This window comes from Pseudophaeobacter sp. A-200-2 (genome assembly GCF_041008815.1).
Taxonomy (GTDB): Bacteria; Pseudomonadota; Alphaproteobacteria; order Rhodobacterales; family Rhodobacteraceae; genus Phycobacter; species Phycobacter gallaeciensis_A.
The window spans coordinates 219,196-242,300 of the sequence record NZ_JAXGFU010000002.1 but is presented as its reverse complement, the minus strand read 5'-3'; the positions used below and the strand labels follow the sequence as shown (position 1 = coordinate 242,300).

At 61.4% G+C, this 23,105-nt stretch carries 23 protein-coding genes; 10 read left to right on the top strand and 13 right to left on the bottom strand.

What is annotated here, in order from left to right:
* Positions 1-75 precede the first annotated feature (75 nt).
* Entirely contained in the window at positions 76-744 is a 669-nt protein-coding gene (locus SM766_RS03750) for a Crp/Fnr family transcriptional regulator (protein WP_065270858.1), read from the top strand.
* 298 nt (positions 745-1,042) lie between these two features.
* On the opposite strand, the gene SM766_RS03745 is transcribed toward SM766_RS03750, so the two are convergent.
* The 5 genes from SM766_RS03745 to rpiA form a co-directional block, all read right to left on the bottom strand.
* On the bottom strand, positions 1,043-2,473 hold the full coding sequence (locus SM766_RS03745) for a Do family serine endopeptidase (RefSeq protein WP_237028448.1): 1,431 nt from the start codon (positions 2,471-2,473) through the stop codon (positions 1,043-1,045).
* A gap of 544 nt (positions 2,474-3,017) precedes the next feature.
* Positions 3,018-3,899, bottom strand: coding sequence for a protease modulator HflC (gene hflC, locus SM766_RS03740; RefSeq protein ID WP_065270860.1), 882 nt, complete (start codon positions 3,897-3,899; stop codon positions 3,018-3,020).
* Complete coding sequence (gene hflK / locus SM766_RS03735; RefSeq protein ID WP_065270861.1) at positions 3,899-5,050, bottom strand: FtsH protease activity modulator HflK; 1,152 nt, start codon at positions 5,048-5,050, stop codon at positions 3,899-3,901. The genes hflC and hflK overlap by 1 nt, the downstream gene beginning before the upstream one ends.
* Positions 5,051-5,129: 79 nt before the next feature.
* Positions 5,130-6,485 carry a glutathione-disulfide reductase gene (gene gor / locus SM766_RS03730; RefSeq protein WP_368946978.1) on the bottom strand — a complete coding sequence of 452 codons (1,356 nt, stop codon included), beginning with the start codon at positions 6,483-6,485 and terminating at the stop codon, positions 5,130-5,132.
* Positions 6,486-6,500: 15 nt separating this feature from the next.
* Complete coding sequence (gene rpiA / locus SM766_RS03725; protein WP_274828289.1) at positions 6,501-7,289, bottom strand: ribose-5-phosphate isomerase RpiA; 789 nt, start codon at positions 7,287-7,289, stop codon at positions 6,501-6,503.
* A gap of 180 nt (positions 7,290-7,469) precedes the next feature.
* Between rpiA and SM766_RS03720 the strand changes: the two genes are divergently transcribed.
* From SM766_RS03720 to SM766_RS03710, 3 genes are read left to right on the top strand one after another with little or no spacing between them, the layout of a single operon-like run.
* A complete protein-coding gene (locus SM766_RS03720) occupies positions 7,470-8,177 on the top strand; it encodes a glutathione S-transferase family protein (RefSeq protein WP_368946977.1) in 708 nt (235 codons plus the stop codon).
* Positions 8,178-9,551: an L-serine ammonia-lyase gene (locus tag SM766_RS03715; RefSeq protein ID WP_368946976.1), complete on the top strand. Its 1,374-nt coding sequence runs from the start codon at positions 8,178-8,180 to the stop codon at positions 9,549-9,551. It abuts the gene before it with no gap.
* Between the two features lie 55 nt (positions 9,552-9,606).
* Complete coding sequence (locus tag SM766_RS03710; RefSeq protein ID WP_274832440.1) at positions 9,607-10,542, top strand: DMT family transporter; 936 nt, start codon at positions 9,607-9,609, stop codon at positions 10,540-10,542.
* On the opposite strand, the gene SM766_RS03705 is transcribed toward SM766_RS03710, so the two are convergent.
* Entirely contained in the window at positions 10,508-11,179 is a 672-nt protein-coding gene (locus SM766_RS03705; RefSeq protein WP_368946975.1) for a thiamine diphosphokinase, read from the bottom strand. The two genes, SM766_RS03710 and SM766_RS03705, sit on opposite strands and share 35 nt — an antisense overlap.
* Before the next feature lie 139 nt (positions 11,180-11,318).
* On the opposite strand from SM766_RS03705, the gene SM766_RS03700 reads away from it, so the two are divergent.
* On the top strand, positions 11,319-13,493 hold the full coding sequence (locus tag SM766_RS03700) for a prolipoprotein diacylglyceryl transferase (RefSeq protein WP_368946974.1): 2,175 nt from the start codon (positions 11,319-11,321) through the stop codon (positions 13,491-13,493).
* Positions 13,494-13,592: 99 nt separating this feature from the next.
* On the opposite strand, the gene SM766_RS03695 is transcribed toward SM766_RS03700, so the two are convergent.
* The 5 genes from SM766_RS03695 to nthA form a co-directional block, all read right to left on the bottom strand.
* Positions 13,593-13,832, bottom strand: a complete 240-nt coding sequence (locus SM766_RS03695; RefSeq protein ID WP_065270869.1) for a DUF2842 domain-containing protein — start codon at positions 13,830-13,832, stop codon at positions 13,593-13,595.
* On the bottom strand, positions 13,832-15,145 hold the full coding sequence (locus tag SM766_RS03690; RefSeq protein WP_065270870.1) for an adenylosuccinate synthase: 1,314 nt from the start codon (positions 15,143-15,145) through the stop codon (positions 13,832-13,834). The genes SM766_RS03695 and SM766_RS03690 overlap by 1 nt, the downstream gene beginning before the upstream one ends.
* Before the next feature lie 123 nt (positions 15,146-15,268).
* Positions 15,269-15,604: a nitrile hydratase accessory protein gene (locus tag SM766_RS03685; protein WP_368946973.1), complete on the bottom strand. Its 336-nt coding sequence runs from the start codon at positions 15,602-15,604 to the stop codon at positions 15,269-15,271.
* Positions 15,605-15,606: 2 nt separating this feature from the next.
* The gene (nthB, locus tag SM766_RS03680; protein WP_368946972.1) at positions 15,607-16,284 is read right to left on the bottom strand and encodes a nitrile hydratase subunit beta; all 678 of its coding nucleotides are present in this window, start codon (positions 16,282-16,284) and stop codon (positions 15,607-15,609) included.
* Positions 16,284-16,904, bottom strand: coding sequence for a nitrile hydratase subunit alpha (nthA, locus tag SM766_RS03675; RefSeq protein ID WP_368946971.1), 621 nt, complete (start codon positions 16,902-16,904; stop codon positions 16,284-16,286). Before nthA ends, nthB begins: the two co-directional genes overlap by 1 nt.
* Positions 16,905-17,119: 215 nt before the next feature.
* Between nthA and secG the strand changes: the two genes are divergently transcribed.
* From secG to SM766_RS03650, 5 genes are all read left to right on the top strand, one after another.
* Positions 17,120-17,488, top strand: coding sequence for a preprotein translocase subunit SecG (gene secG, locus SM766_RS03670; protein WP_065270873.1), 369 nt, complete (start codon positions 17,120-17,122; stop codon positions 17,486-17,488).
* Between the two features lie 161 nt (positions 17,489-17,649).
* Positions 17,650-19,293 (top strand): CTP synthase, encoded by a 1,644-nt coding sequence (pyrG, locus tag SM766_RS03665; protein WP_065270874.1) that lies wholly within the window; start codon positions 17,650-17,652, stop codon positions 19,291-19,293.
* Between the two features lie 131 nt (positions 19,294-19,424).
* Positions 19,425-19,757 (top strand): DnaJ family domain-containing protein, encoded by a 333-nt coding sequence (locus SM766_RS03660; RefSeq protein ID WP_368946970.1) that lies wholly within the window; start codon positions 19,425-19,427, stop codon positions 19,755-19,757.
* A 113-nt stretch (positions 19,758-19,870) separates the two neighbouring features.
* A complete protein-coding gene (locus SM766_RS03655) occupies positions 19,871-20,773 on the top strand; it encodes a fructose bisphosphate aldolase (protein WP_368946969.1) in 903 nt (300 codons plus the stop codon).
* Between the two features lie 155 nt (positions 20,774-20,928).
* Positions 20,929-21,237: a DUF4389 domain-containing protein gene (locus SM766_RS03650; protein ID WP_065270877.1), complete on the top strand. Its 309-nt coding sequence runs from the start codon at positions 20,929-20,931 to the stop codon at positions 21,235-21,237.
* A gap of 117 nt (positions 21,238-21,354) precedes the next feature.
* Here SM766_RS03650 and SM766_RS03645 read toward each other — a convergent pair whose 3' ends face one another.
* Positions 21,355-22,653, bottom strand: coding sequence for a ferredoxin reductase family protein (locus SM766_RS03645; RefSeq protein ID WP_368946968.1), 1,299 nt, complete (start codon positions 22,651-22,653; stop codon positions 21,355-21,357).
* A gap of 86 nt (positions 22,654-22,739) precedes the next feature.
* Positions 22,740-23,081 (bottom strand): ArsR/SmtB family transcription factor, encoded by a 342-nt coding sequence (locus SM766_RS03640; protein ID WP_368946967.1) that lies wholly within the window; start codon positions 23,079-23,081, stop codon positions 22,740-22,742.
* Positions 23,082-23,105: the final 24 nt, after the last annotated feature.

The window sequence follows — 23,105 nt, the reverse complement described above, 5'->3', positions numbered from 1 at the left end:
GATAGTGTCTGGCGCAAAAGACCGTACCGGCGCCGGACAACGGCATGCCGGGCAAACCTCTGCGGAGATGACACGATGCGACATGACCGCCTGCCGGACACAGGGTTCCTTTCCGGGGCCTCGGCGCCGCTGCGGCAGATGCTGGAAAGCCAGGCCAGCGACATCCGGCTGTCCCAAGGCGAAGTTCTGTTCGAACAAGGCGATACCGGCGATGCGCTTTATGCCATCATCGAGGGCGCCCTGGAGTTCTCGATCCTGTCCATCGCGGGGCGCAAGCTGACGCTCGATCTGATGCGCCCCGGAGCGGTGTTTGGAGAGATTGCCCTATTTGATCCGGGCGCCCGCACCGCGACAGTCACCGCCAGTGAGCCCAGCCGTATCCGGCGACTGCGCAATCGGGATGTGCTGGCTCAGATCCAGCAACATCCCGAACTGGCCGGGGACCTGTTGCGACTGGCGGGGCAGCGCATGCGCTGGATGAATGCACAGCTGAATGAACAGGTGTTTCTGCCGATGCCGGTCCGGCTGGCCCGCAAATTGCTGTACCTTACCCCGGACAGCGGCGACGGGCGACTGGGGCTGTCGCAAAGTGAGCTTGCCGAATTCGTCGGCGCCACCCGCGAGGCGGTGTCGAAAACACTGTCGAACTGGAAACGCAGCGGCATCATCGAAATCAACCGCGGCGCCCTGCAGATCCTCGATCGCACGGCCCTGGGCCTGCTGGCGGAACCGGAACTGATCTGAGCCAAACAATCCAAAAACACATTTTCTGACATTGGTGTGAACTGGGTCACAGAGCCGGGAACGCTGATCTGCGAAGGTCATTTCAAGGGCAGGCATTTACCGTTCCATCCCAATGCCCGCCTGTACCTACAAGAGCCATGTGCCCGCCAGCACATGGCTCTTTTCTATTCGCGCCCAGAGCCCAGAGCCCAGAGCCCAGCGTGGCGCCACCCGCCTCCGGCCCCAAATAGAAAAGGCCGGGACAATGCCCGGCCTTTTGCACGAAGTCCTGCGCCGCGCCCGGCGGCAGGTCCGTGGATTATTCCGCCAGATTGAGCGCCACGAAACGCGGCTCACCGTTGCGGCGGACCAGCAGCAGGAGCGACTTGCGGCCTGCTTCCTTGGCCTCGTCGATACGGGCCTCCAGATCGCTGATGCCAGAGAGTTTCTGCTGCCCGGCTTCGGTGATCACATCACCTGCGCGCAGGCCCTTCTCCCAGGCTTCCGAGGTTTCGTCGACCGACAGGATCACCAGACCATTGGTGCCTTCGGGGACATTCAGTTCACCACGTAGCTGGTCGTTCAGAACGCCAACCGACAGACCCAGAAGCTGCTTCTCGGTCTGCTCCTGCGGGGTATCGTCCCCACCGGCAGGACCGGCCTTGCGCTCGGCATCTTCACGACGACCCAGCGTGACCTTGAGCGTCTCAGTCTTGCCTTCACGGTAGACGATCACGCGCACGGTCTTGCCGACTTCGGTGTTACCCACGGTGCGCACCAGGCTGCGGGTGTCTTCGACATCGTTGCCGTCAAAGCTGAGGATCACATCGCCCGCCAGCATGCCAGCCTCTTGTGCCGGACCTTCGGGAACGTCTGTAACCAGAGCGCCTTTGGCTTTGTCCATGCCCATCGCCTCGGCCACGTCACTGGTCACGTCCTGGATCCGCACACCCAGCCAACCACGGCGGGTTTCGCCGAATTCCTTCAGCTGTTTAACCACCTTGCTGACCACGTTCGACGCCATCGAAAAGCCAATCCCGATGGAGCCGCCATTAGGCGACAGGATCGCCGTGTTCACGCCGACAACCGAGCCATCCATATTAAACAGCGGCCCGCCCGAGTTACCCCGGTTGATGGCTGCGTCCGTCTGAATGTAGTCGTCATAGGAACCCGAAAGTTCCCGGTTACGGGCGGAGACAATGCCCGCCGACAGAGAGAACCCCTGCCCCAGCGGGTTACCCATGGCAATCACCCAGTCACCCACACGGGCGGTGTCACTGTCGCCAAAGGTCACGAATTTCAGCGGCATCGGCGCATCGACCTTCAACAGGGCGATATCGGTATTGGGGTCGGTGCCCACCACCTTCGCCGGGAGCGGCTGTGCAGGCTGACCGTCGCCGGGGAAGAATTCGATCTCGATCTCGTCAGCGGATTCGATCACGTGGTTGTTGGTGACGATATAGCCGTCTTCGGAGATCACGAAGCCGGAGCCAAGTGCCGAAGAGCGGCGCGGACGGTCATTGCCGCCATTGCTTCCATTGCGGTCCTGGAACTCGCGAAAGAAATCTTCGAAGGGAGAGCCTTCGGGGACGATCCCCTGTGGACCAGACCGGCCTTCGATCACGGTCGTGGTGGTGATGTTGACTACAGCAGGGCTGACTTTTTCCGCCAGCGGTGCCAGGCTTTCGGGGCGGGCCTGGGCCATCAGGACCTGGGCCAGTACCATGATGCTGCTGATCAGGGCGAGCATCAGAAGCCGCCACGGCGCCCCTGTCCTGTCCTGCGCATCCGAATAAGAAATTGCCTGTGCTTGCACGGCACTACTCCTTGTCATCGCCATTCCGGTTTTTCCTCCTGACCTCTGCCTGCGGTTCCACGCGTGATCGGCAGAAGTACAGGATGGGATTAATGTAGGGACTCTCTCCCTCGCTGCAATGAATGTTGCACGTCTTCGAGGCAAAGTGAAAGCGGTAGAGAACCGGAGCGCGCCATTTTCCCCCATTTAATCCGTCACTTAAAGGGCACCAAGAATCCACCAGGATGCCCGGCGCGGCGCTCATCACAAGGTTTTGAACAAAATTGCAGGTTTGGTGCAGCTCAGGGTATTCCTTGCAGCCCCTGCCTTTTCCCGCCTTTTTCCCGCCAGACCAAGACTGGGGAGACACCGGCAGCGGACGACAGCCCGACTGCCCCTCCAACGCGACGCAAGCCACGCATAGCAAATGAAAAGGGGCCGACGAAATGTCGGCCCCCTTTATTTTAGAAACTCTTCGAAACCCTGTGAAACCAGCGCGTTATCGCGTCGAAACTCCACCGGTCGAGGATTTCAGGTAGTTGAAGAACTCGCTGTCCGGCGACAGAACCATCGAGGAATTGCCGTCCTGCATCGACCGCGCATAGGCGGTGAGGCTACGGTAGAACTCGAAGAACTCCGGATCGCGGCCATAGGCTTCGGCGAAGATCGCGTTGCGCTCCGCATCCGCTTCACCGCGAATGACTTCGGCTTCGCGTTCAGCTTCGGACACCAATTCGACCTCGGTCCGGTCCGCTTGCGCACGCACCCGCTGGGCGGCTTCCTCACCGCGGGCGATCTCGTCGGCGGCCTCTCGCTCACGCTCGGCGCGCATCCGCGCAAAGGTAGCATCGAGGTTCGCCTGCGGCAGGTCGGTACGCTTCAGACGCACGTCGATCACCTCGATCCCGAAACCGCTGGCCTCGCTGATCGCACCATTGCGGATACGCAGCATCAGAGCCGCCCGGTCCGACGACAGGATGTCGTTCGAGCTGACGGAACCCAGCACCTCACGCGTCTGAGCGCGCATGATCTTGTCCAGACGGTTTTCTGCGCCCGGAATGCCGGAGGCACCCACCGCCTCACGGAATTGACGCAGATCGGTGATCCGGTAGCGGGCAAAGGCATCGACCACCAGACGGCGGTCATCCTCGGGGGTGACTTCCAGCGGACCAACCTCAAGGCTGAGGATCCGGTCATCATAGGTGACAACTTCGTCGATCAGCGGCACCTTGAAGGCCAGACCGGGCTGTTCCTGTACCGCGACCACACGGCCAAAGCGCAGCACCAGCGCCTTTTCGCGTTCGTCCACGATGAAAACAGCGGACAGGGCCGCGACAACGGCGATCACCAGAATGGGCAGGATAAACGTAGTCTTTTTCATCACTTGCCCTCCGTCCGGCGCAACTCGTTAAGCGGCAGATAAGGCACCACGCCCTGGCCGCCTTCGCCGACGGACGAGTCGATGATGACCTTGTCCACGTTGCCCAGCACCTCTTCCATGGTCTCCAGATACAGACGCTTGCGGGTCACCTCAGGCGCCTTTTCATATTCGGCAAGAACCGCCGAGAAACGGCTGGCTTCACCGCTGGCCTGGTTGACCACCTGAGCACGATAGGCTTCGGCCTCTTCCAGCGTCTGTGCGGATTGACCCCGTGCGGAGGCCAGTTTCCGGTTGGCATAGGCATCCGCTTGTTTTTCCAGACGGTCACGTTCCTGACCGGCGGACTGCACTTCGCGGAAGGCATCCTTCACAGGCTCTGGCGGATCGGCACCATCAAAGTTGACCCGGACGATGTTCACGCCACTGTCGTAGCTGTCCAGCGTCGACTGGATCAGCTCCTCAAGCCGCGAGGTGATCACACCCCGGTCCCGGTTGAGGATCGGTGCCAGTTCGGACTGGGCAATGATTTCCCGCATAGCGGATTCGGCGACAGCCTGAATCGTGGCCCGCGGATCGCGCAGGTTGAACAGGTACTTGTCCGGCTCGTTGATGTTCCAGACGACCTGGAAATCGACGTCGATGATATTCTCATCGCCCGTCAGCATCAGCCCGGCATCAACCCCGCGCGAACCTGCGCCGATGTTCTCGGTCTGCTCGACCAGAACCGGGATCACCTCGTAGGTGACCAGCGGCCAGGGGGCAAAGTTCAGACCGGGCTGGCCGGTATCCCAGTATTCACCAAGGAACAGTTCGACAGAGCGTTCTTCGGTCTTGACCGAATAGAAGCTGGCCATGCCCCACAAAACCGCAGCGGCAATCGCGCCAATGGCTACGGTGCCTTTGGTGAACAGCGGCGCACCGCCGCCAGAACCACCGCGACCACCACCACCAGAGCCATCACCGCCCCGGCCGCCCATCAGGACCCGGAATTGCTCCTGGCCTTTCTTGAGCAGTTCGTCGATTTCGGGAATCTGAGGATCCTCGGGGCGACGGCCACCGCCGCCGCCACCGCCGTTGTTATCGCCCCGGTTGCCTCCACCGCCACCGGAAGAGCCTCCGCCCCCCCAGGGACCACCGCTATTTCCCGCCATGTGTCTCCTATCCCTTTGCTGCCGCATGGTTGCGGCACATGTTTTCCTGCGACCTAACCTGTGGTCCGAAACCGATAATTCAAGCGGTCCGGACCGGAGTCTTCATCGTCACAAGCTCTTCGGACATGGTCGGGTGTACCGCCACGGTCCGGTCAAAGTCTTCTTTTGTCGCGCCCATCTTGACCGCAATGCCTGCCAGCTGGATCATCTCGCCCGCGCCGGGTGCGACGATATGGCATCCCAGCACCTTGCGAGTGGCCTGGCTGACGACCAGTTTCATAAGAACCCGCTGGGCGCGCCCGGCAAAGGCCTGCTGCATCGGCTTGAACGATGTCGCATAGACCTCGATCGGCTCCTGCTTGGCTGCGTCTTCCTCGCTCAGACCCACGGTGCCCATTTCAGGCTGGGTGAAGATTGCCGTCGGGATCAGCTCGTGATCCGGGCTGGTCGGGTTGCCGTTGAACACGGTTTCGACAAAGGCCATGCCTTCGCGGATCGCCACCGGCGTCAGGTTGACCCGGTCGGTCACATCGCCGATTGCATAGACAGACGGCACCCCGGTTTGGCTGTATTCATCGACCAGAATCTCGCCCTTGCGGCCGCGTTCGATGCCAAGACCTTCGAGCCCCAGATCATCGGCATTGGGCGCACGACCGGTGGCATACATCACCTGATCGAACAGCGCCTCATCGCCATTGGTGGCCTTGACGCGGATCTTGTCACCTTCGCGGGCCATCTCGATCACATTGGTGCCCAGATGCAGGTTGATCCCTGCCTGGCACATTTCATCGGAGACCAGACCGCGCGCCTCATCGTCGAAGCCGCGCAGGATCTGCGCACCGCGGTAGTATTGCGTGGTTTTCACGCCCAGCCCGTTCATGATACCGGCGAATTCGCAGGCGATATAGCCGCCGCCGACAATCAGGATGCTTTCGGGTAACTTATCGAGGTGGAAGATATCGTTTGAGGTGATCGCCAGATCACTGCCCGGGAATTCCGGCACGATGGGGCGGCCACCAGTGGCGATCAGGATGTGCTTGGCGCTTTTGCGGGTCCCGTCGGACAGCTCCACCGTATGGGCGTCGACCAGTTTTGCGCGCGCATCAAAGCTTTCGACACCGCTGTTTTTCAGAAGATTGCGGTAGATCCCTTCGAGCCGGTCCAGCTCCGCTTCCAGCTTGCCCTTGAAGGCATCCCAGTTGAAGGCGCCGGGCTGAAGGTCCCAGCCATAGGCCTGTGCATCCTCGACCATACCAGAGTATTCGCTGGCAAAAACCATCAGTTTCTTGGGCACACAGCCACGGATCACGCAGGTCCCGCCATAGCGGTCTTCCTCGGCCAGGGCGACCTTGGCACCACCGCCAGCCGCCACCCGCGCCGCGCGTACGCCGCCGGAGCCACCGCCAATGACAAAGAGATCATAATCAAAACTCATGGAATTTCAGCCTTTTCAGTCCGCCAGATCCGTGAACAGGTTGTCGGTCTCGACAAAGTCGAGCCTGTCCTTCTCCACGGTTCCTTCATTGATATCGCGTGTTTCAACCTCACCATCGCCATAGCCGATGATGACGGTGTCACAAATATCGATAAAGAGTCCGTTTTCAACCACACCGGGGATCTGGTTCAGCACCATGGCAAGCTGTCGGCAATTGCCGATCCGCTTCAGATGCAGGTCCAGAATATAGTTGCCTTCATCCGTCACAAACGGCGCATCACCATTCATCCGCAGCGTCGCTGTACGCCCCAGAACATCCATAGAAACAAGGGTTTCCTCGATCAACGCCTGAGTGGTCTGCCAACCGAAGGGAATCACCTCTGCCGGAAGCGGGAAAGCCCCCAGTGTTTCCACCTCTTTTCCGGCATCGGCGATAACAACCATTTGATCGGATGCGGTCGCGACGATCTTCTCCTGCAACAGCGCACCGCCGCCGCCCTTGATCAGGTTGAGGTCGGCGTCAAATTCATCAGCGCCGTCGATGGTCAGGTCGAGCCACTTGGCCTCATCCAGCGAAATCACCCGGATGCCCATTTCACGCGCCAGCTCCGCCGTGCGGGTCGATGTCGGCACCGCCGTGAAATTCAGCCCCTGTTCGCGCACCATCTCACCAAGGCAGCGCACTAGCCAGGCGGCGGTCGATCCGGTTCCCAGCCCCACGCGCATGCCATCTTCAACCAGATCGGCAGCCCGTTTCGCGGCAACGAATTTTGCCTTGTCGATGGGTGACAGTTCTCCGGCCATAGTAACGGCTCCGTGATAAGGGTTTGATGGCCTTATAAAGAATGTCCCCCGGAAGGGCGAGAAACAATTCCAAGGCTTTTGCCATGTATCCTTGGCGGCTGCGGAGCCTTTGGCGTGTTTCCTATTGGAAACGCCGGAAACGGACGTTACCCCTGTGACGAGTATTTCTAAGGTTGCCCCATGACGCCCAGCTACCGCCTTCACTATGCCCCCGACAACGCCTCGCTGGTGATCCGGCTGGCGCTGGAAGAGATGCAGCAACCCTATGAGACGGTTTTGATCGACCGCCGGGGCGGCGCGCTGGACAGCCCGGCCTATCGCAGCCTCAACCCGCAAGGGCTGATCCCGGTGCTGGAAACGCCTGCTGGCACCCTATTTGAGACCGGCGCGATCCTTTTGTGGCTGGCCGACCGCCACGCTGCGCTGCTGCCGATGGCGGATAGTCCGGACCGGGGATGGACGCTGAAGTGGTTGTTCTTTCTGTCCAACACCCTGCATGCTGACCTGCGCATGTTATTCTACCCGCAGAAATACATCGGCGATGATCTGGCGCAGCAGGATACGTTGCACCGTCATCTGACCGCCCGCCTCACCACGCATCTGACCACGCTGGAACGCGCAGCCAGCGACGGCGGCATCTGGTTGGCGGCAGAGGATCCGTCGATACTGGACCTCTATCTCGCCTGCCTGATGCGCTGGATGGCGCTGTATCCCATGAGCCGGGATCGCAGCTGGTTCGATCTGGCCGACTATCCGCGCCTCTCTGCCATGCTGCACCGCCTTGAGCAGCGCCCCGCTACGGCTGCCGCCCAGACCGCCGAAGGTCTGGGTCCTGCGCCCTTCACCGCCCCTGTTTACGCAAATCCCCCAGAAGGATCGGCTACCTGAATGTTCCTCTCCGTTTTTGATATGTTCAAAGTGGGCATCGGCCCCTCGTCCTCGCACACCATGGGCCCGATGGTGGCAGCGGCGCGGTTCCTTGACCAGATGCGCGCCTCGCCCTTTGATTTTCACGGGCTGCGCGCTTCGCTGCATGGATCGCTGGCTTTTACCGGCGTCGGCCACGCCAGTGACCGCGCCACCACCCTGGGCCTCGCCGGGTTCCGCCCCGACACCTACGACGACGAAAAGGCCGAAACCGCGCTGGCCCAAATCCGCGAGACCGGTCAGGTCAGCCCCGAGGGGCTGGGCACGCTGGCCTACGATCCGAAGACCGACCTGATCTTCGACTACGATCACACGCTTGAAGGCCACGCCAACGGAATGATCCTGATGGGCACCGATGCGCAGGGCGACGTGATCCTGCAGCAGGTGTTCTACTCTGTCGGCGGTGGCTTTGTCCTGACCGAGGAAGAACTGGCGGCAGGCAAGGCGACGGACGAAGGCGCACCGGTGCCCTACCCGTTCAAATCCGCCGCAGAGATGCTGGAAATGGCCAAGCAGAGCGGCAAAAGCATCGCCGCAATGAAACGCGCAAACGAGGTCTCCCGCTGCAGTGAAATCAGCCTGAAAGAGGGCACCGCGCGGCTGTGGCAGGTGATGAACGATTGCATCAATCGCGGACTGGAGCGCGACGGCATCCTGCCCGGTGGTCTCAGCATCCGCCGCCGCGCCAAGGGGATCCACGAGGCGCTGATGGCCGAGCGTGGCATGAACCTGACTGCACCGCATACGATCAACGACTGGATCAGCGTCTATGCGATTGCCGTCAACGAAGAGAACGCCGCCGGCGGACAGGTGGTGACCGCCCCCACCAATGGCGCAGCCGGGGTACTGCCGGCCGTCATGCGCTATTACCTCGATCACGTCCCTGGCGCATCCGAGCGCAATATCGAGGATTTCCTTCTGACCGCCGCCGCAATCGGCGGGCTGGTGAAATTCAACGCCTCCATCTCGGGCGCCGAAGCGGGCTGCCAAGCCGAGGTAGGCTCCGCTGCCGCGATGGCGGCTGCCGGTCTTTGCGCCGTGATGGGTGGCAACCCCGAACAGGTCGAAAACGCCGCCGAGATCGCGCTGGAACACCATCTGGGCATGACCTGCGATCCGGTCAAAGGCCTGGTGCAGGTGCCTTGTATCGAACGCAATGGGCTTGGCGCGATCAAGGCGGTCTCTGCTGCATCTCTGGCCCTGCGCGGCGACGGAAATCATTTCGTGCCGCTTGATGCGGTTATCGAAACCATGCGGCAGACCGGCGCCGACATGAATGAAAAATACAAGGAAACATCGCTTGGGGGGCTGGCCGTAAACGTGCCAAATTGTTGATCAGGCGGGATTACCTGTCTTGCCCTTCCCGGGACGCCCGCCTAGCGTGCGTTTCATGACCCAAGATCGTCCCCTTCTCGGCATCCTTCTGATGCTTGGCTTTTGCATCCTCGCGCCGCTGGGCGATGCGGTGGCCAAACTGCTTGGCCAGCATATCCCACTGGGAGAGCTGATTTTTGTCCGCTTTGCCGCGCAGGTGATTCTGCTGGTGCCGCTGGTCTGGGGGGGCGCCCGCATGTGGCGCATGCGCGGGCGTGTGCTGCGGCTGACCTTTTTGCGTACCCTGCTGCATATCGGCGGGATCGGCGCGATGTTTACCGCCCTCAAATACCTGCCGCTTGCGGATGCGGTGGCGATTGCCTTTGTCATGCCCTTTATCATGTTGCTGATCGGCAAGTTCATCCTGCTCGAAGAGGTCGGCCTGCGCCGCATCCTGGCCTGCGTTGTCGGCTTTGCCGGCACCCTCTTGGTGATCCAGCCCAGCTTTGCCGAAGTTGGCCTGCACGCCCTCTGGCCGCTGGCGGTGGCGGTGATCTTTGCCCTGTTCATGATGGTCACCCGGCAGATCGCCAAGGAGACAGATCCGATCAGCCTACAGGCCGTATCCGGCACGATGGCCTGTGTTATGCTGGCGCCGCTGCTGCTGATCGGCGATCCGCTGGGGATCGAGGGTTTGCAGATCGTGGTTCCGGATCTGTGGACCAGCTTTCTGATGCTTGGCATCGGGGTTCTGGGCACCGGCGCGCATCTGCTGATGACCTGGAGCCTGCGCTATGCCCCGGCCGCAACCCTGGCGCCAATGCAGTATCTGGAAATCCCGGTGGCCACCCTGTTCGGCTGGCTGATCTTCATCGAACTGCCGGATGGCCTGGCCGCCCTTGGGATCACCATCACCGTTGCGGCGGGTCTTTACGTCATCCTGCGCGAACAGGCCGTGGCACGGCAAGCGGCGCAATCTAGCAAGGCACCGGTGACGCAATCGCCTGCATAAGTGCTGCCAGATAGTGGCGCGGCACGATGCCCAGCAACCCCGGCCCATCTGCTTCGATCCAGACCGGCCCCACGGCGCGGTTGGATGTTCCGATCCGGCTGGTTGGGCACATCTGAAGCCCCTCGATCGGCCAGACCAGCCCACCGGAGCGTCCGGTTACCGGCTGCATCGGGAACAGCGACACCACATCGCCCGCAGCCATCGGCAGGGCAATACGCCGGGTGACGTGAAATACCAGTTCAGTCGCACCGATCAGAATGCAGGGGCTGCGCCCGGGCTGGATCAGCGTGTGAAAGGCCGCCAACTGGTGATCGACGCGCGCCCCAAGGAACCCCGCCCCCAGTACCACCGGCGCCCGGATCGACCGTAGCGCCTTGTCAAAATCGGTGGTGTCCTGCTCTGGAAGATGGAACAGGTTTTCCGCAGGCAACCGGTTTTGTACCGCCTCAGGCAGCGAATCGAAGTCCCCGATAACCGCCTCAGGTACGTGTCCCTGCTCCAGCGCAGCCCCCGCACCGCCGTCCGCTGCGACCAGCACCGGCGCATGGCGCAACGCCTCATTCAGGTCATCCAGACCCAGATGACCGCCACCAACCAGGGTTACTGGCTTCATCTCATCAACAATCAGCTTATTCATGCCGGGATTTCTCGCAGATCTGGAAACAGGCCACAATCTAAACACAAAATGATACGATCAATTGCACGGATTCGCGCAGAATTTGACGACCTGATCCATACTGTAAACGTCAACGACTTTGGTGAGGACGCGCAGCCCTATGGTACAAAATAACAAAGTTTTGACCGTTTCTTACGGGACATTCTCCTGCACGCTGGAAGGGTTCGAGGACTCCTTTGGCACCATGAAGGCGATTGCAGAGTATTTTCGTGACCTGGCCTCTGACGACCGATATTTCGGTGCCGAACCGCCGCAGCCCGACGCAGACATGCTCGCCCGTATTGCGCAGCGGGAGATAGCACGTCAGGTCGAGGCCCGCACCAGCACCGAAGGCATCCATCTGCGCGCCGCCACAGCCCCACAGCCCGCGCCCGCTGCAGAGGCTGCGGTTTCAGACGCACCGACTGAAGAAGCACAGGTTAGAGATACCCAGAAAACAGATGTTGAAGACACTGTCGCTCCGACCAGCGAACAGTCAGAGCCGACAGAACACAGCGCAGCCGAGCCGAGCATCGAAGATTCCCCGGCGCCCGAAGCCTCCGCCGACGAGGCCGCAGAAGAACCCGCGAAAGCAACGGATACTGATGAGGCGGACGGCGATGCCGCCCCCCTAACCGAGGAAGGGCAGGCACAGCCCCCGGCTCCTGACGCGGACAAGATCGCCGCCATCTCGGCCGCTGCCGCAGCCCATGACAGTGAAGTGGCCGAGGCTGCAGTAGACGAAGATTCGAAGCCCGCGAAAGCAGCTGAAGACGAAAGCGCCGAAGCGGAAATCGCAGAGCCGAAAGCGCCGAAGCGTGACGCCGCCGCCGCCGAAAGCATCGCCGCCAAACTGCGCCGGATCCGTGCCGTGGTGTCCCAGACCCCACAAGAGGATTTCTCCGAAGACGAACACGCCGAAAGCATCCTGTCAGAGGCCGCCAGCGACATCTCCGAAGCCCTGGCCGAGGACGCGGCCGCAGAGGAAGCCAAAGCCGACGAAGACGCTTCGGAGGACGACGAGATCTCCCGTGTTCTGGCCCAACTGGGCAAAGACAACGCCGAAACCGAGGACAGCGTAGCGGATCAGCCCGTTGTAGAGGCAGCGGTTGAAGCTGAACCGGAACCTGCGCCCGAGACAGCCCCGGAACAGGAACCCGCGCAGCCAGAGGCACAGGCTGAACCGGAACAGGCTGAACCAGCCGCCGAACCCGAACAGGCCGAGCCGGAAACGGCTGAGGAGCCGCGCCGTCCGATGCGCGCCCGTGTTATCAAAGTCAAACGGGCCGACCTTGAACAGGTTGTCGCCACAGGGGCCCTGACAAACCTTTCCGACAGCGCCGAGGACGAGCCCGCCACTGCCTCCGCAACCCCTGGCGTCGACAGCAGCCTGTCGGACGAGGATGAAGCCGATCTGATGCGCGAGCTGGCAGAGGTCGAGGCCGAACTCCTCGCAGCCTCGCAAGAGACCGAAGAAGACCGGCAGGAAGAGCAAAAAGCGCAAACCGCGACGGCAGAAGAAAGCACCGAAGAGGCCGAAGCGCCAGCTACCGCCGAGGATGCTGCCAAGAAACGCCCGGCAGCCCCTTCCGCAGATTTCCCCGACAGCGATGTATCGCGGCTGATGGATGCGGCAGATGCCAAGCTGGACGCGCCAGAAACCGCCTCTTCGCGCGAAACCTACGGCCATCTGCGCGCCGCAGTGGCAGCAGCCGAGGCAGATCGCTCTGCCGGTGGCAGCGCAGGTAGCGAAAACAGTGAAGACGCCTACCGCCAGGATCTGGCCAGCGTGGTCAAACCGCGTCGGCCGGTGCCGACCGGTGCCCGCAGCGCGCGCGAACGCAGCAATGCGTCCCGTCCCGCGCCTTTGAAACTGGTGGCGGAGCAGCGCATCGATCCCTCCCCCGCAGCCGAGGACAACGCCAGCGGCACGCCGCAAGCCACGCGCCCCGTGCGCCCGCGTCGGATTTCAGTGCTGAAGGATGAAGGCTCGGCCTCGGATGCCACTGCCGCAGATTTCGCGGCCTATGCCGCAGAGCGCGGCGCGGTCGAGCTGCAGGATTTGCTGGAGGCAGCAGCCGCTTATATGAGCTTTGTCGAAGGCCGCGATCACTTCTCCCGCCCGCAGTTGATGAACAAGGTGCGCGATGCAGGCGCTGCCGAATTCAATCGCGAAGACGGGCTGCGCTCCTTTGGGCAGTTGCTGCGGGAAGGCAAGATCGAGCGCTCCGAAAACGGCCGCTTTGCCGCAACCGAGGAAACCGGCTTCCGCCCGGCCAAACGGGCCGTTGGCTAATCCGACGCGGTAGGCGTTTCCACCCGAACCATCCAAACGAAAAGGCGGGCCGAACAGCCCGCCTTTTTTACATTTGGATATGCCCTTACCGGACAGGATTTATTCTTCCGGCGGCTGATCCGGGTCGGCCTGGCCGATACCCCGGAACACGAACTTGAACGGCAGCGCCCAGGCGATGCCCAGCACCGCGTAGACCAGCAGTTCAACCACCACCGGCGGTCGGTTCAGCAGGTTGAGAATGGTCACCGCGATGACGATATAAAGCGGCATGCCAATCAGCAGCAGCACCAGCGCCCAGCGACGACGGGCCTTGTAGCTGAGGCGGGGTTTATCCGCCATCAGTCAGCAAACGGGTCCGTCACCAGAATGGTGTCGTCCCGCTCCGGGCTGGTGGACAGAAGCGCAACCGGACATTCGATCAGCTCTTCCACGCGTTTCACGTATTTGATGGCATTGGCAGGCAGGTCGTTCCAGCTGCGCGCGCCTTCGGTGGATTCGGACCAGCCGGGCATTTCCTCGTAGATCGGCGTGCAGCGGGCCTGCTGGTCTGCCGCGGTCGGCAGGTAATCCAGACGTTCTCCGTCCAGATCGTATCCGGTGCAGATCTTCAGCGTCTCGAACCCATCCAGAACGTCCAGCTTGGTCAGCGAAATACCGTTGATGCCAGAGGTGGCACAGGTCTGGCGCACCAGGCAAGCATCGAACCAGCCACAGCGGCGCTGACGGCCGGTAGTGGTGCCGAATTCATGCCCGCGTGTGCCAAGGCGTTCACCATCCGCATCGGGTTTGCCATCGGCACCCAGCAGTTCGGTCGGGAACGGGCCTTCCCCCACGCGGGTGGTATAGGCTTTAACGATGCCCAGAACATAGTCGATGGATCCAGGCCCGATACCGACACCCGTGGCCGCCTGACCTGCAATCACATTGGAGGAGGTCACGAAAGGATAAGTGCCGAAATCGATATCCAGCAGCGCACCTTGGGCTCCTTCGAAGAGGATCCGCTTTCCGGCCTTGCGTTTTTCGTTGAGAACCTTCCAGACCGGCGCCGCATAGGGCAGGATCTTGGGAGCGATCTCTTTCAGCTGCGCGATCAGCGCGTCGCGGTCGATCGGGTCGACGCCAAGTCCCTTGCGCAGCGGATCGTGATGCTGCAGCGCACGGTCCACCCGAGCCTCCAGCGTGGCTTCGTCTGCCAGGTCGGCAACGCGGATGGCACGGCGGCCAACCTTGTCTTCGTATGCCGGGCCAATGCCACGACCGGTGGTACCGATCTTGGTGCCCTTGCTGGCGGCTTCTTCGCGGGCGCGATCAAGTTCACCATGCAGCGGCAGGATCAGCGGCGTGTTTTCGGCGATCATCAGCGTCTCGGGCGTGATATCGACGCCCTGTTCCCGCACGGTTTCGATCTCCTTGATCAGGTGCCAGGGATCAAGAACCACGCCGTTGCCGATGACCGACAGCTTGCCACCACGCACAACACCAGAGGGCAGCGCGTGCAGCTTGTAGACCTTGCTGTCGATTACCAGCGTATGGCCGGCGTTATGGCCGCCCTGAAAGCGCGCGATCACATCGGCGCGCTCGCTCAGCCAGTCCACGATCTTGCCTTTTCCCTCGTCGCCCCACTGGGCGCCGACTACGACGACATTGGCCATATCCGGTCCTTTATAGCTGTCTGGTTCAAACCCGGGCCGGTATAGCGGTGCCGCAGGCCCAGTAAAACCGCAAATTCGCCGCAGCAGCGGGTCGGCGCCGTGATTCTTGCCGGTTACCCCGTGTTATCCGTCCTGCAGGACCACCGGATGCCCATGCGGAGTTTCCAGATAGGCCTGTTTCCACCCTTCGCGGGTGGTTTCGACCTCCTCGGCGGGGGCGACGCCGTCCTCTGCTAGAATCGCCTCCAGGGTTTCAAGCCAGGCGGTGAAGTAGTCATCGCCGCCGTTGAGGTCGCGCGACACGCCATGCCGGGCCAGGGTGGCCGAGAACCGCGAAACCCAGTCGGCCCAGGTGAAACGACCGCTTTCATTGAGATGCACCGTCAGCGCAAAGGCCTGCGCGTGCCAGGGCTGCTCAAACGCCGGTTCGGGGACATCGCCAGGACGACATATGTTCATGTTCAAACCGCCTCCAGATAGCTTTGCCACAGGTCCAGAACCACCTCATCCGCCGGGTCTTCCGGATGGCTCCACAATTCCCCCGCCGGGAAAACGACCGCATAAAGTGGCTCCGGCGCCTCACCCAGACCGTGCGCAGCGCTGTCCGGCAGCACGTGGGTTCCTTGCAGGCGTAGAATGCGGCCCGTCGCGCCGGTGGCATAGGCAGGCAGCCGTGTGTGGCCGCCATCGACCAACCTGCTGCCACCGGGATGGCGCGTGCGCACGCTCTGGCCTTCGCTGAAAACCGGCTCCGGCCCGCCGGTACGGGTAGCCGGACCGCCCTTGGCCAGCATTGCGGCCACGGCGTCGGCAGAGAGTTTCCGATCGGCCAGCGGGTGCGGGCCATCCCCTCCCTGCCCGGCCAGATCATCCTCGCTAAGGACCCCCTTCTGGACCAGAAGATCCGCGAGCGCGGCAAGCCAGATTTCATAGTAGGAAAACCGGGTGTAATCGAGCGGCGCCAGTTTTTCGCGGGCATGGCGGGAGGTATCGATATTCCATTGTCCCAAGGCACCACAGGCCAGCGTCACCGCCAGCGCGCGGGCATGCCATTCTGCCGCAAACACCGGCGCATTCGGCCCCTCCGGCCGTACCGGCCCGTCACCAAAGCGTCCGCCCATATCATGCAGTCGGGTCATCAGGGTGCCCCAGGCGTTTTCGGCAGGCCGGTGCCCACCATGCTGTCGCGGGTCACAAGCGCAGCAAGCGCATCTTCGTCCAGTCCTTCACTGCCCTCGGGACGCATTGGAAGGACCAGATAACGGACCTCGGCGGTGGAATCCCAGACCCGCACCCGGGTGCCTTCAGGCAGGGTCACGCCAAATTCAGAGAGCACCGCACGCGGCGCACGCACGGCGCGGGCGCGGTAGGCATCCGATTTATACCAGCCTGGCGGGATTCCCAAAAGCGGCCACGGATAGCAACTGCACAGGGTGCAGACGACTATATTATGTTGCTCGGGTGTGTTTTCGACCACCACCATGTGTTCTCCCTGACGGCCATAATAGCCGAGTTCGGACAACACCGGGTCCGCATCCGCCAGAAGCGCAGCCTTGAAGGCGGGATCGCTCCAGGCGCGGGCGACCACGCGGGCGCCATTCTGCGGGCCCACCTTGGTCTGATAGGTGTCGATGATCTCATCGAGTGCAGCCGGGTCGATCAGCCGCTTGCGGGTCAGAATCGTTTCAAGCGCCTTGACCCGCAGGGCGGGATCGGGCGGCAGCAAAGCATGCGGGTGGTCAGAATGATCATGTGGCATGGTCAAACAGTGCCCCCCGGGCGCCAATTCTGTCCAGTCACAAATACCGGAAATTCCGCAGAAGGGCGCGAAAACAGGGCGCTTCCCGCGTCCGGTTCTGTTTCATTTGACACATTCGGGCGCGACAGAATGCGGCCCGGCCAACTCGGCCCTTGCCCCTGTCTGCATTCTTCCCTATTTACCGCCCGATACTGAGCCAACCGCCGCAGGGACCCATGGAAAACGTTGTACTGATCATCCATCTTCTTCTGGCTCTGGGCCTGATTGCTGTCGTTCTGCTGCAACGGTCCGAAGGCGGCGGCCTTGGCATGGGCGGCGGTGGCGGTGGCGGCGCAATGACCGGCCGCGCTGCAGCGACGGCGCTGAGCAAAGTGACCTGGATCCTCGCAGCGGCCTTTATCGTTACCTCGATCACCCTGACCGTTCTGGCAGCCCAGAAATCCGCAGGTTCTTCGGTTGCTGACCGCATCGTTGCACCCGCTGGCGATGACGGCGCAGAGACGGCACCGGCGGCGCCCCTTGGCAGCGACCTGCTGCCGCCGGCAGAAGGCGACAACGCACCGCTGGTACCCAGCGCCGACTAACCTACTACAGCTAGAAAATAAAATGGGGACCGTAACAGCATCTTGCGGTTCCCTTGCGCTTATTGCGCGAATCCTTTATACGTAAAGTCCCGTGATGCTGCGGTTTTTACAGGCCGTCGGGCAGCTGAAATCTGACTTCTCACGGGGGCAGCCGAACACTCATGGCGCGATTTATCTTTATCACTGGTGGCGTTGTTTCATCGCTTGGCAAAGGGCTGGCATCTGCAGCCCTTGGCGCATTGTTGCAGGCACGCGGCTACTCCGTTCGCCTGCGCAAGCTGGATCCGTATCTGAACGTCGATCCCGGCACGATGAGCCCCTTTGAACACGGCGAAGTCTTCGTCACCGACGATGGCGCAGAAACCGACCTCGACCTTGGTCACTACGAGCGGTTCACTGGCGTACCGGCGCGCAAGACCGACTCGATTTCATCGGGCCGCATCTACACCAACGTGCTGGAGAAGGAGCGCCGCGGCGACTACCTCGGCAAGACCATTCAGGTGATCCCGCACGTCACCAACGAGATCAAGGACTTCATCTCGATCGGCGAAGACGAGGTCGATTTCATGCTTTGTGAGATCGGCGGCACCGTGGGGGACATCGAAGGCCTGCCCTTCTTCGAAGCAATCCGTCAGTTCAGCCAGGACAAACCGCGCGGTCAGTGTATCTTCATGCATCTGACCCTGCTGCCCTATATCAAGGCCTCTGGCGAGCTGAAAACCAAGCCAACCCAGCACTCAGTGAAGGAACTGCGCTCCATCGGTCTGGCGCCTGACATTCTGGTCTGCCGCTCCGAAGGCCCGATTCCGAAGAAAGAGCGCGAGAAGCTGGCCTTGTTCTGCAACGTGCGCCCCGACAGCGTCATCGCCGCGCAGGATCTGAAATCCATCTACGAGGCGCCGCTGGCCTACCACCGCGAGGGCATGGATCAGGCGGTTCTGGATGCCTTCGGCATTGCCCCGGCCCCAAAACCCAATCTGATGCGCTGGGACGATGTGGCCGACCGCATCTACAACCCCGAAGGCGAAGTGAAGGTCGCCATCGTGGGCAAATACACCCAGCTGGAAGACGCTTATAAGTCCATCGCCGAGGCCCTGACCCATGGCGGCATGGCCAACCGCGTCAAGGTCAAGATCGAGTGGGTCGACGCCGAACTGTTCGACCGTGAGGACGCCACGCCGCACCTGCAGGGGTTCCACGCGATTCTGGTACCCGGCGGGTTTGGCGAACGCGGAACCGAAGGCAAGATCAAGGCGGCCCAATATGCACGCGAGCATAATGTTCCCTATCTGGGGATCTGCCTCGGCATGCAGATGGCGGTGATCGAAGCGGCCCGCAATGTGGCCGGGATTACCGAGGCCGGTTCTGAGGAATTCGACCACGAGGCAGGCAAGAAACGGTTTGAACCCGTCGTCTATCACCTCAAGGAATGGGTACAGGGCAACCACAAGGTCAGCCGCAAGGCCGATGACGATAAGGGCGGCACCATGCGTCTGGGCGCCTATGATGCGACGCTGGCCGAAGGCTCCAAAGTGGCCGAAGTCTATGGCAGCACCCACATCGAGGAACGTCACCGCCACCGCTATGAGGTGGACATCAAATACAAGGACCAGCTGGAGGCCTGCGGGCTGAAATTCTCCGGTATGTCGCCGGATGGCCGCCTGCCGGAAATCGTGGAATGGTCCGACCATCCCTGGTTCATCGGTGTGCAGTTCCACCCGGAACTGAAATCCAAACCCTTTGCGCCGCATCCCCTGTTCAAGGACTTCGTGCGCGCGGCCAAGGAAACCTCGCGTCTGGTTTAAAACCAGAGTGACAAACCAAATTCAGCAAACGGCAGACCTAAACGTCTGCCGTTTTGCATTTCACCCTGCACAGTCCCCGCGACACTATACCGTTCTTGCAACTGGCTGCGGTCCACCCCATTCTGCCACTCATGATACGGGCCTTTCGCAAACTCATCGAAGATCAGATCCGCTCGGCCAATGCCCGGGGGCAGCTCTCTGGGCTTGAGGGCGAAGGCAAACCCCTACCCGACCGCACCGGACAGGAACTGGTTGATCCCGGTTTAGCGGCGGGATTGGGGGTGATGGCTGAGGCAGGCGTGGTTCCCGAAGAATTCACGCTCAAGAAAGAACTCGACGCAGCCCGGGCGGAATACGCCACACTGACCGATCCAGAGGAGCGCCGCGCAGCCATGGCCCGTATCGCGGATCTGGAACTGCGCTGGGGCATGGCGCGGGATGCGCGTAAATCCTTCTTCCGTTAGCGCAATCGCTCACACTGTTAGCGCAACCGTATGACAGGCCAGTTGTTTCTGTTCACGGGCACGGTATAGACGGTTGGAAATAGTCCAACAGATATTCGCGGAGATCCCGACCCATGGCGCAAGAGACGTCCACCAAGCAGGAACAGTTTGACCGTATTGCAAAGGGCAAGGGCTTCATCGCCGCATTGGATCAGTCGGGCGGCTCCACCCCCAAGGCGCTGGCGCTTTATGGTGTGATGGAAGACGCCTATTCGAACGATGATGAGATGTTTGGCGAGATCCAGAAAATGCGCGCCCGGATCATCACCGCGCCGGATTTCAACAGCGACAAGATCCTTGGCGCGATCCTGTTCGAAAAGACGATGGACAATGCAATTGATGGCATTCAGGTCCCCACCTACCTGTGGGAAAAATGCGGCGTAGTGCCCTTTCTGAAGGTGGACAAGGGTCTGGCCGACGAACAGGACGGCGCCCAGATGATGAAACCGATGCCTGATCTGGACGCGCTTCTGGCGCGGGCCGTGGCAGCGGGGATCTTCGGTACCAAGATGCGCTCGGTCATCAAGGAAGCCAACAAAACCGGCATCAAGAATGTGGTCGCCCAGCAGTTCGAAGTGGGCAAGCAGATCGCCGCCGCCGGACTGGTTCCGATCATCGAACCCGAGGTCGACATCCACTCCGCGACCAAGGCCGAAGCCGAAGCCATCCTGAAGGCCGAGCTGAAAGCAGCGCTCGACGCCCTGCCGAGCGGCACCAAGGTTGCGCTGAAGCTGACCATCCCGAATGAAGCCGGTCTTTATGATGATCTGGCCGACCACCCCGAGGTGGTGCGCGTTGTTGCCCTGTCCGGCGGCTACAGCACCGACGATGCCTGCGCGAAACTGTCCCAGAACCCCAAGATGATCGCCTCCTTCAGCCGTGCGCTGACCGAAGGTCTGAATGTGTCGATGAGCGATGCGGAGTATAATGCCGCCCTTGGCGCGAATATTTCCAAGATCTATGACGCGTCGCTGTAAGGCGAGCTAACAGCAAAAGATCCGGGCCGCGTCTGATATCAGGCGCGGCCTTTTCCTTTTGTCCCGGATGTGAAATCCTGTTTCTAGTATTGCAGCTCCGGGCAACAGCCACAGGCATGATGATTTGCAGCAGGAACCACCCAGCGGGATTTACGATGGCACAGAGTGACGACGACAAGATTGATGGCCGTCTGCACGGCGAACAATTTGAACCCGAGGGCGAGGATGGCCTGCTGACACGGCTGATCTACATGCTGATCATCGCCGTCCTGATCTCACTGGCGCAGACAGTGCTGGGCGTGGTGACTGTCATTCAGTTCGTGGTGATGTTGCTCAACAACAAGCAGCCAAACGAACGGCTGGCGGAGTTCGGCACGGACCTTGGCATCTGGGTCGCAAAGGCGGCGCGCTATCAGACCGCCGCCAGCAAGGTTAAACCCTGGCCCTGGACGGATCTGGACTGACAAGGGCGCTCCACACCCTATCGCAGGACAAAGACCAGCAGCGCCAACAGGGTCACAATGACCACCGCCCGGATCGCCAGAGCCACCCGGCGCCGCATTGGTCGGTTTCGCAGGAACTCAGCCATAGTCGAACCTTTCTGACAGGATCCGGCCGGATGAGACGCCACGTGCGATCAGGTGATCCTCGACCGTATCCATCATGATCGGCGGCCCGCAGAGGACGAACAGCCACTCTGCAAACTCATCATCCGTGAAACTCCCATCCAACAGGTCTGGGCCGATCATCCCAGTCTCCCCCTGCCAGCCCACAGGTGGCTCTGACAGTACCAGAATCGTATCCTCGCGCTGCAGATCCTCCCGGAACACGATCTGCTCTTCTAGGCGGTTGCCATAGATCAACCGGACCCGGCGCGAATCCCCGGTCAGGCGCATCTGGTTCAGAATGCTCAGCATCGGTGCGATACCGACGCCGCCCGCGATCATTGCGATCCCTGGCTCTGACCGCCCCTCAACCGACATGCTGCCATAGGGACCATCCAGATAGGCGCGCATACCCGGCGTCACCTGGTCCAGAGAACCGGTGAAATCGCCAAGCTCCTTGATCACGAAAGACACCTCTGCCCCCGCAGCCGGGGCGGAGCTGATCGAGAACGGGTTTTCATCAAGCGAGAAGGCCGAGTGACCAATGCTCAGCCAGGCAAACTGCCCGGCCTTGTAACGCAGCCCATCGTGCCCTTCCGGTCTCAGGGTCAGGCCCCATTGCCGGGGCGTCAGACGTTTGATCTCGGCCACCCGCCAGGGCCGCGCCCGCAGCGGCTCAACCACATAGACCCAGACCAGCGATCCCACCGCAACGGCGGTCATCCCACCCCAGAGCCAGACCATGGCAGGGTCAGCACTGTAGCGCCCCGCTACCAGAGCATGATGCAGCAAGGCACCGGCGATCAGCACCGCGCCAACCCCGTGCATCAGGCGCCAGGTCTCGTACTTGTAATCCAGTTGCGTGCGAAAGGCAGCCAGCGCCACCAGTGCGGGCAGCAGCAGGAAGGCGACAATCCCAGTCGACAGGGCGGAAAAATCGGTCGTCACGGTCAAAACCCGCGTCTGATCCCAGGGCCGTTGCCCGCCGACAAGGCTGCCGCCGTAGAAAAACGGGTGCAGCAGCGCAAACACCAGCGCCACCCGCGCCATGACCTGATGAAACCGCATGGTCACATCCATACCGATCTCGGACGACACCCGCCTGAACCGGCCAGACAAGACGAATTCGGTCAAAATCATGGCATAGGCGAACATCCCCAGCCCGGTGCCCAGTTCAGCCCCGAAAGAGCGCGGCGGTCCCCCGAAAATCGCAGAGACCACAAGCGGCGATATGACCACAGCAACGTAAAGCAGTATGAGAAATAGCGATTTCATAGGCCTTGTCTGATCGGTTTCCCTCCCGGCGTCCTTGATCCGTCTCAATATCCCGCAGTGCGATCACTGCCCTTGTGGCTTGTGGCCTATTCCGGTTCTTCCCACAGGCGGGCGGTATCGGCCAGAATCGCATCGGCGCGGCTGCGGACCAGTTTGTAGAACACCCAGTTCTTGATCTTCTTGCTGGTCACCAGCCCTGCCTCTTGCAGGACGCGCATATGGTTCGTCACGGTCGGCTGCCTCAGCCCGATCTTTTCGGTGATGAACCCCACACAGACCCCGTCCCTGACCAGATCGCCATCCTCCTGCGGCGGGAAATGCTGCTCCGGATCGCTGAGCCAGTGCAGAATCTGCAGCCGGTTCTCATTGGCCAACGCCTTCAACGCAGTGGCCGTTGACAGCAAATCGACAGACGTATAGTCAATCATCTATATAGATTCTCCGCTATGCAG

Coding starts and splice junctions, on each gene's coding strand:
- SM766_RS03720 (WP_368946977.1), top strand. CDS start 7,470: ATGACGCCCAGCTACCGCCTTCACTATGCCCCCGACAACGCCTCGCTG.
- SM766_RS03700 (WP_368946974.1), top strand. CDS start 11,319: ATGGTACAAAATAACAAAGTTTTGACCGTTTCTTACGGGACATTCTCC.
- SM766_RS03655 (WP_368946969.1), top strand. CDS start 19,871: ATGGCGCAAGAGACGTCCACCAAGCAGGAACAGTTTGACCGTATTGCA.
- secG (WP_065270873.1), top strand. CDS start 17,120: ATGGAAAACGTTGTACTGATCATCCATCTTCTTCTGGCTCTGGGCCTG.
- gor (WP_368946978.1), bottom strand. CDS start 6,485: ATGAGTTTTGATTATGATCTCTTTGTCATTGGCGGTGGCTCCGGCGGC.
- rpiA (WP_274828289.1), bottom strand. CDS start 7,289: ATGGCCGGAGAACTGTCACCCATCGACAAGGCAAAATTCGTTGCCGCG.
- SM766_RS03660 (WP_368946970.1), top strand. CDS start 19,425: ATGATACGGGCCTTTCGCAAACTCATCGAAGATCAGATCCGCTCGGCC.
- SM766_RS03715 (WP_368946976.1), top strand. CDS start 8,178: ATGTTCCTCTCCGTTTTTGATATGTTCAAAGTGGGCATCGGCCCCTCG.
- nthA (WP_368946971.1), bottom strand. CDS start 16,904: ATGCCACATGATCATTCTGACCACCCGCATGCTTTGCTGCCGCCCGAT.
- pyrG (WP_065270874.1), top strand. CDS start 17,650: ATGGCGCGATTTATCTTTATCACTGGTGGCGTTGTTTCATCGCTTGGC.
- hflC (WP_065270860.1), bottom strand. CDS start 3,899: ATGAAAAAGACTACGTTTATCCTGCCCATTCTGGTGATCGCCGTTGTC.
- SM766_RS03640 (WP_368946967.1), bottom strand. CDS start 23,081: ATGATTGACTATACGTCTGTCGATTTGCTGTCAACGGCCACTGCGTTG.
- SM766_RS03710 (WP_274832440.1), top strand. CDS start 9,607: ATGACCCAAGATCGTCCCCTTCTCGGCATCCTTCTGATGCTTGGCTTT.
- nthB (WP_368946972.1), bottom strand. CDS start 16,284: ATGACCCGACTGCATGATATGGGCGGACGCTTTGGTGACGGGCCGGTA.
- SM766_RS03705 (WP_368946975.1), bottom strand. CDS start 11,179: ATGAATAAGCTGATTGTTGATGAGATGAAGCCAGTAACCCTGGTTGGT.
- hflK (WP_065270861.1), bottom strand. CDS start 5,050: ATGGCGGGAAATAGCGGTGGTCCCTGGGGGGGCGGAGGCTCTTCCGGT.
- SM766_RS03745 (WP_237028448.1), bottom strand. CDS start 2,473: ATGCTCGCCCTGATCAGCAGCATCATGGTACTGGCCCAGGTCCTGATG.
- SM766_RS03645 (WP_368946968.1), bottom strand. CDS start 22,653: ATGAAATCGCTATTTCTCATACTGCTTTACGTTGCTGTGGTCATATCG.
- SM766_RS03690 (WP_065270870.1), bottom strand. CDS start 15,145: ATGGCCAATGTCGTCGTAGTCGGCGCCCAGTGGGGCGACGAGGGAAAA.
- SM766_RS03695 (WP_065270869.1), bottom strand. CDS start 13,832: ATGGCGGATAAACCCCGCCTCAGCTACAAGGCCCGTCGTCGCTGGGCG.
- SM766_RS03750 (WP_065270858.1), top strand. CDS start 76: ATGCGACATGACCGCCTGCCGGACACAGGGTTCCTTTCCGGGGCCTCG.
- SM766_RS03685 (WP_368946973.1), bottom strand. CDS start 15,604: ATGAACATATGTCGTCCTGGCGATGTCCCCGAACCGGCGTTTGAGCAG.
- SM766_RS03650 (WP_065270877.1), top strand. CDS start 20,929: ATGGCACAGAGTGACGACGACAAGATTGATGGCCGTCTGCACGGCGAA.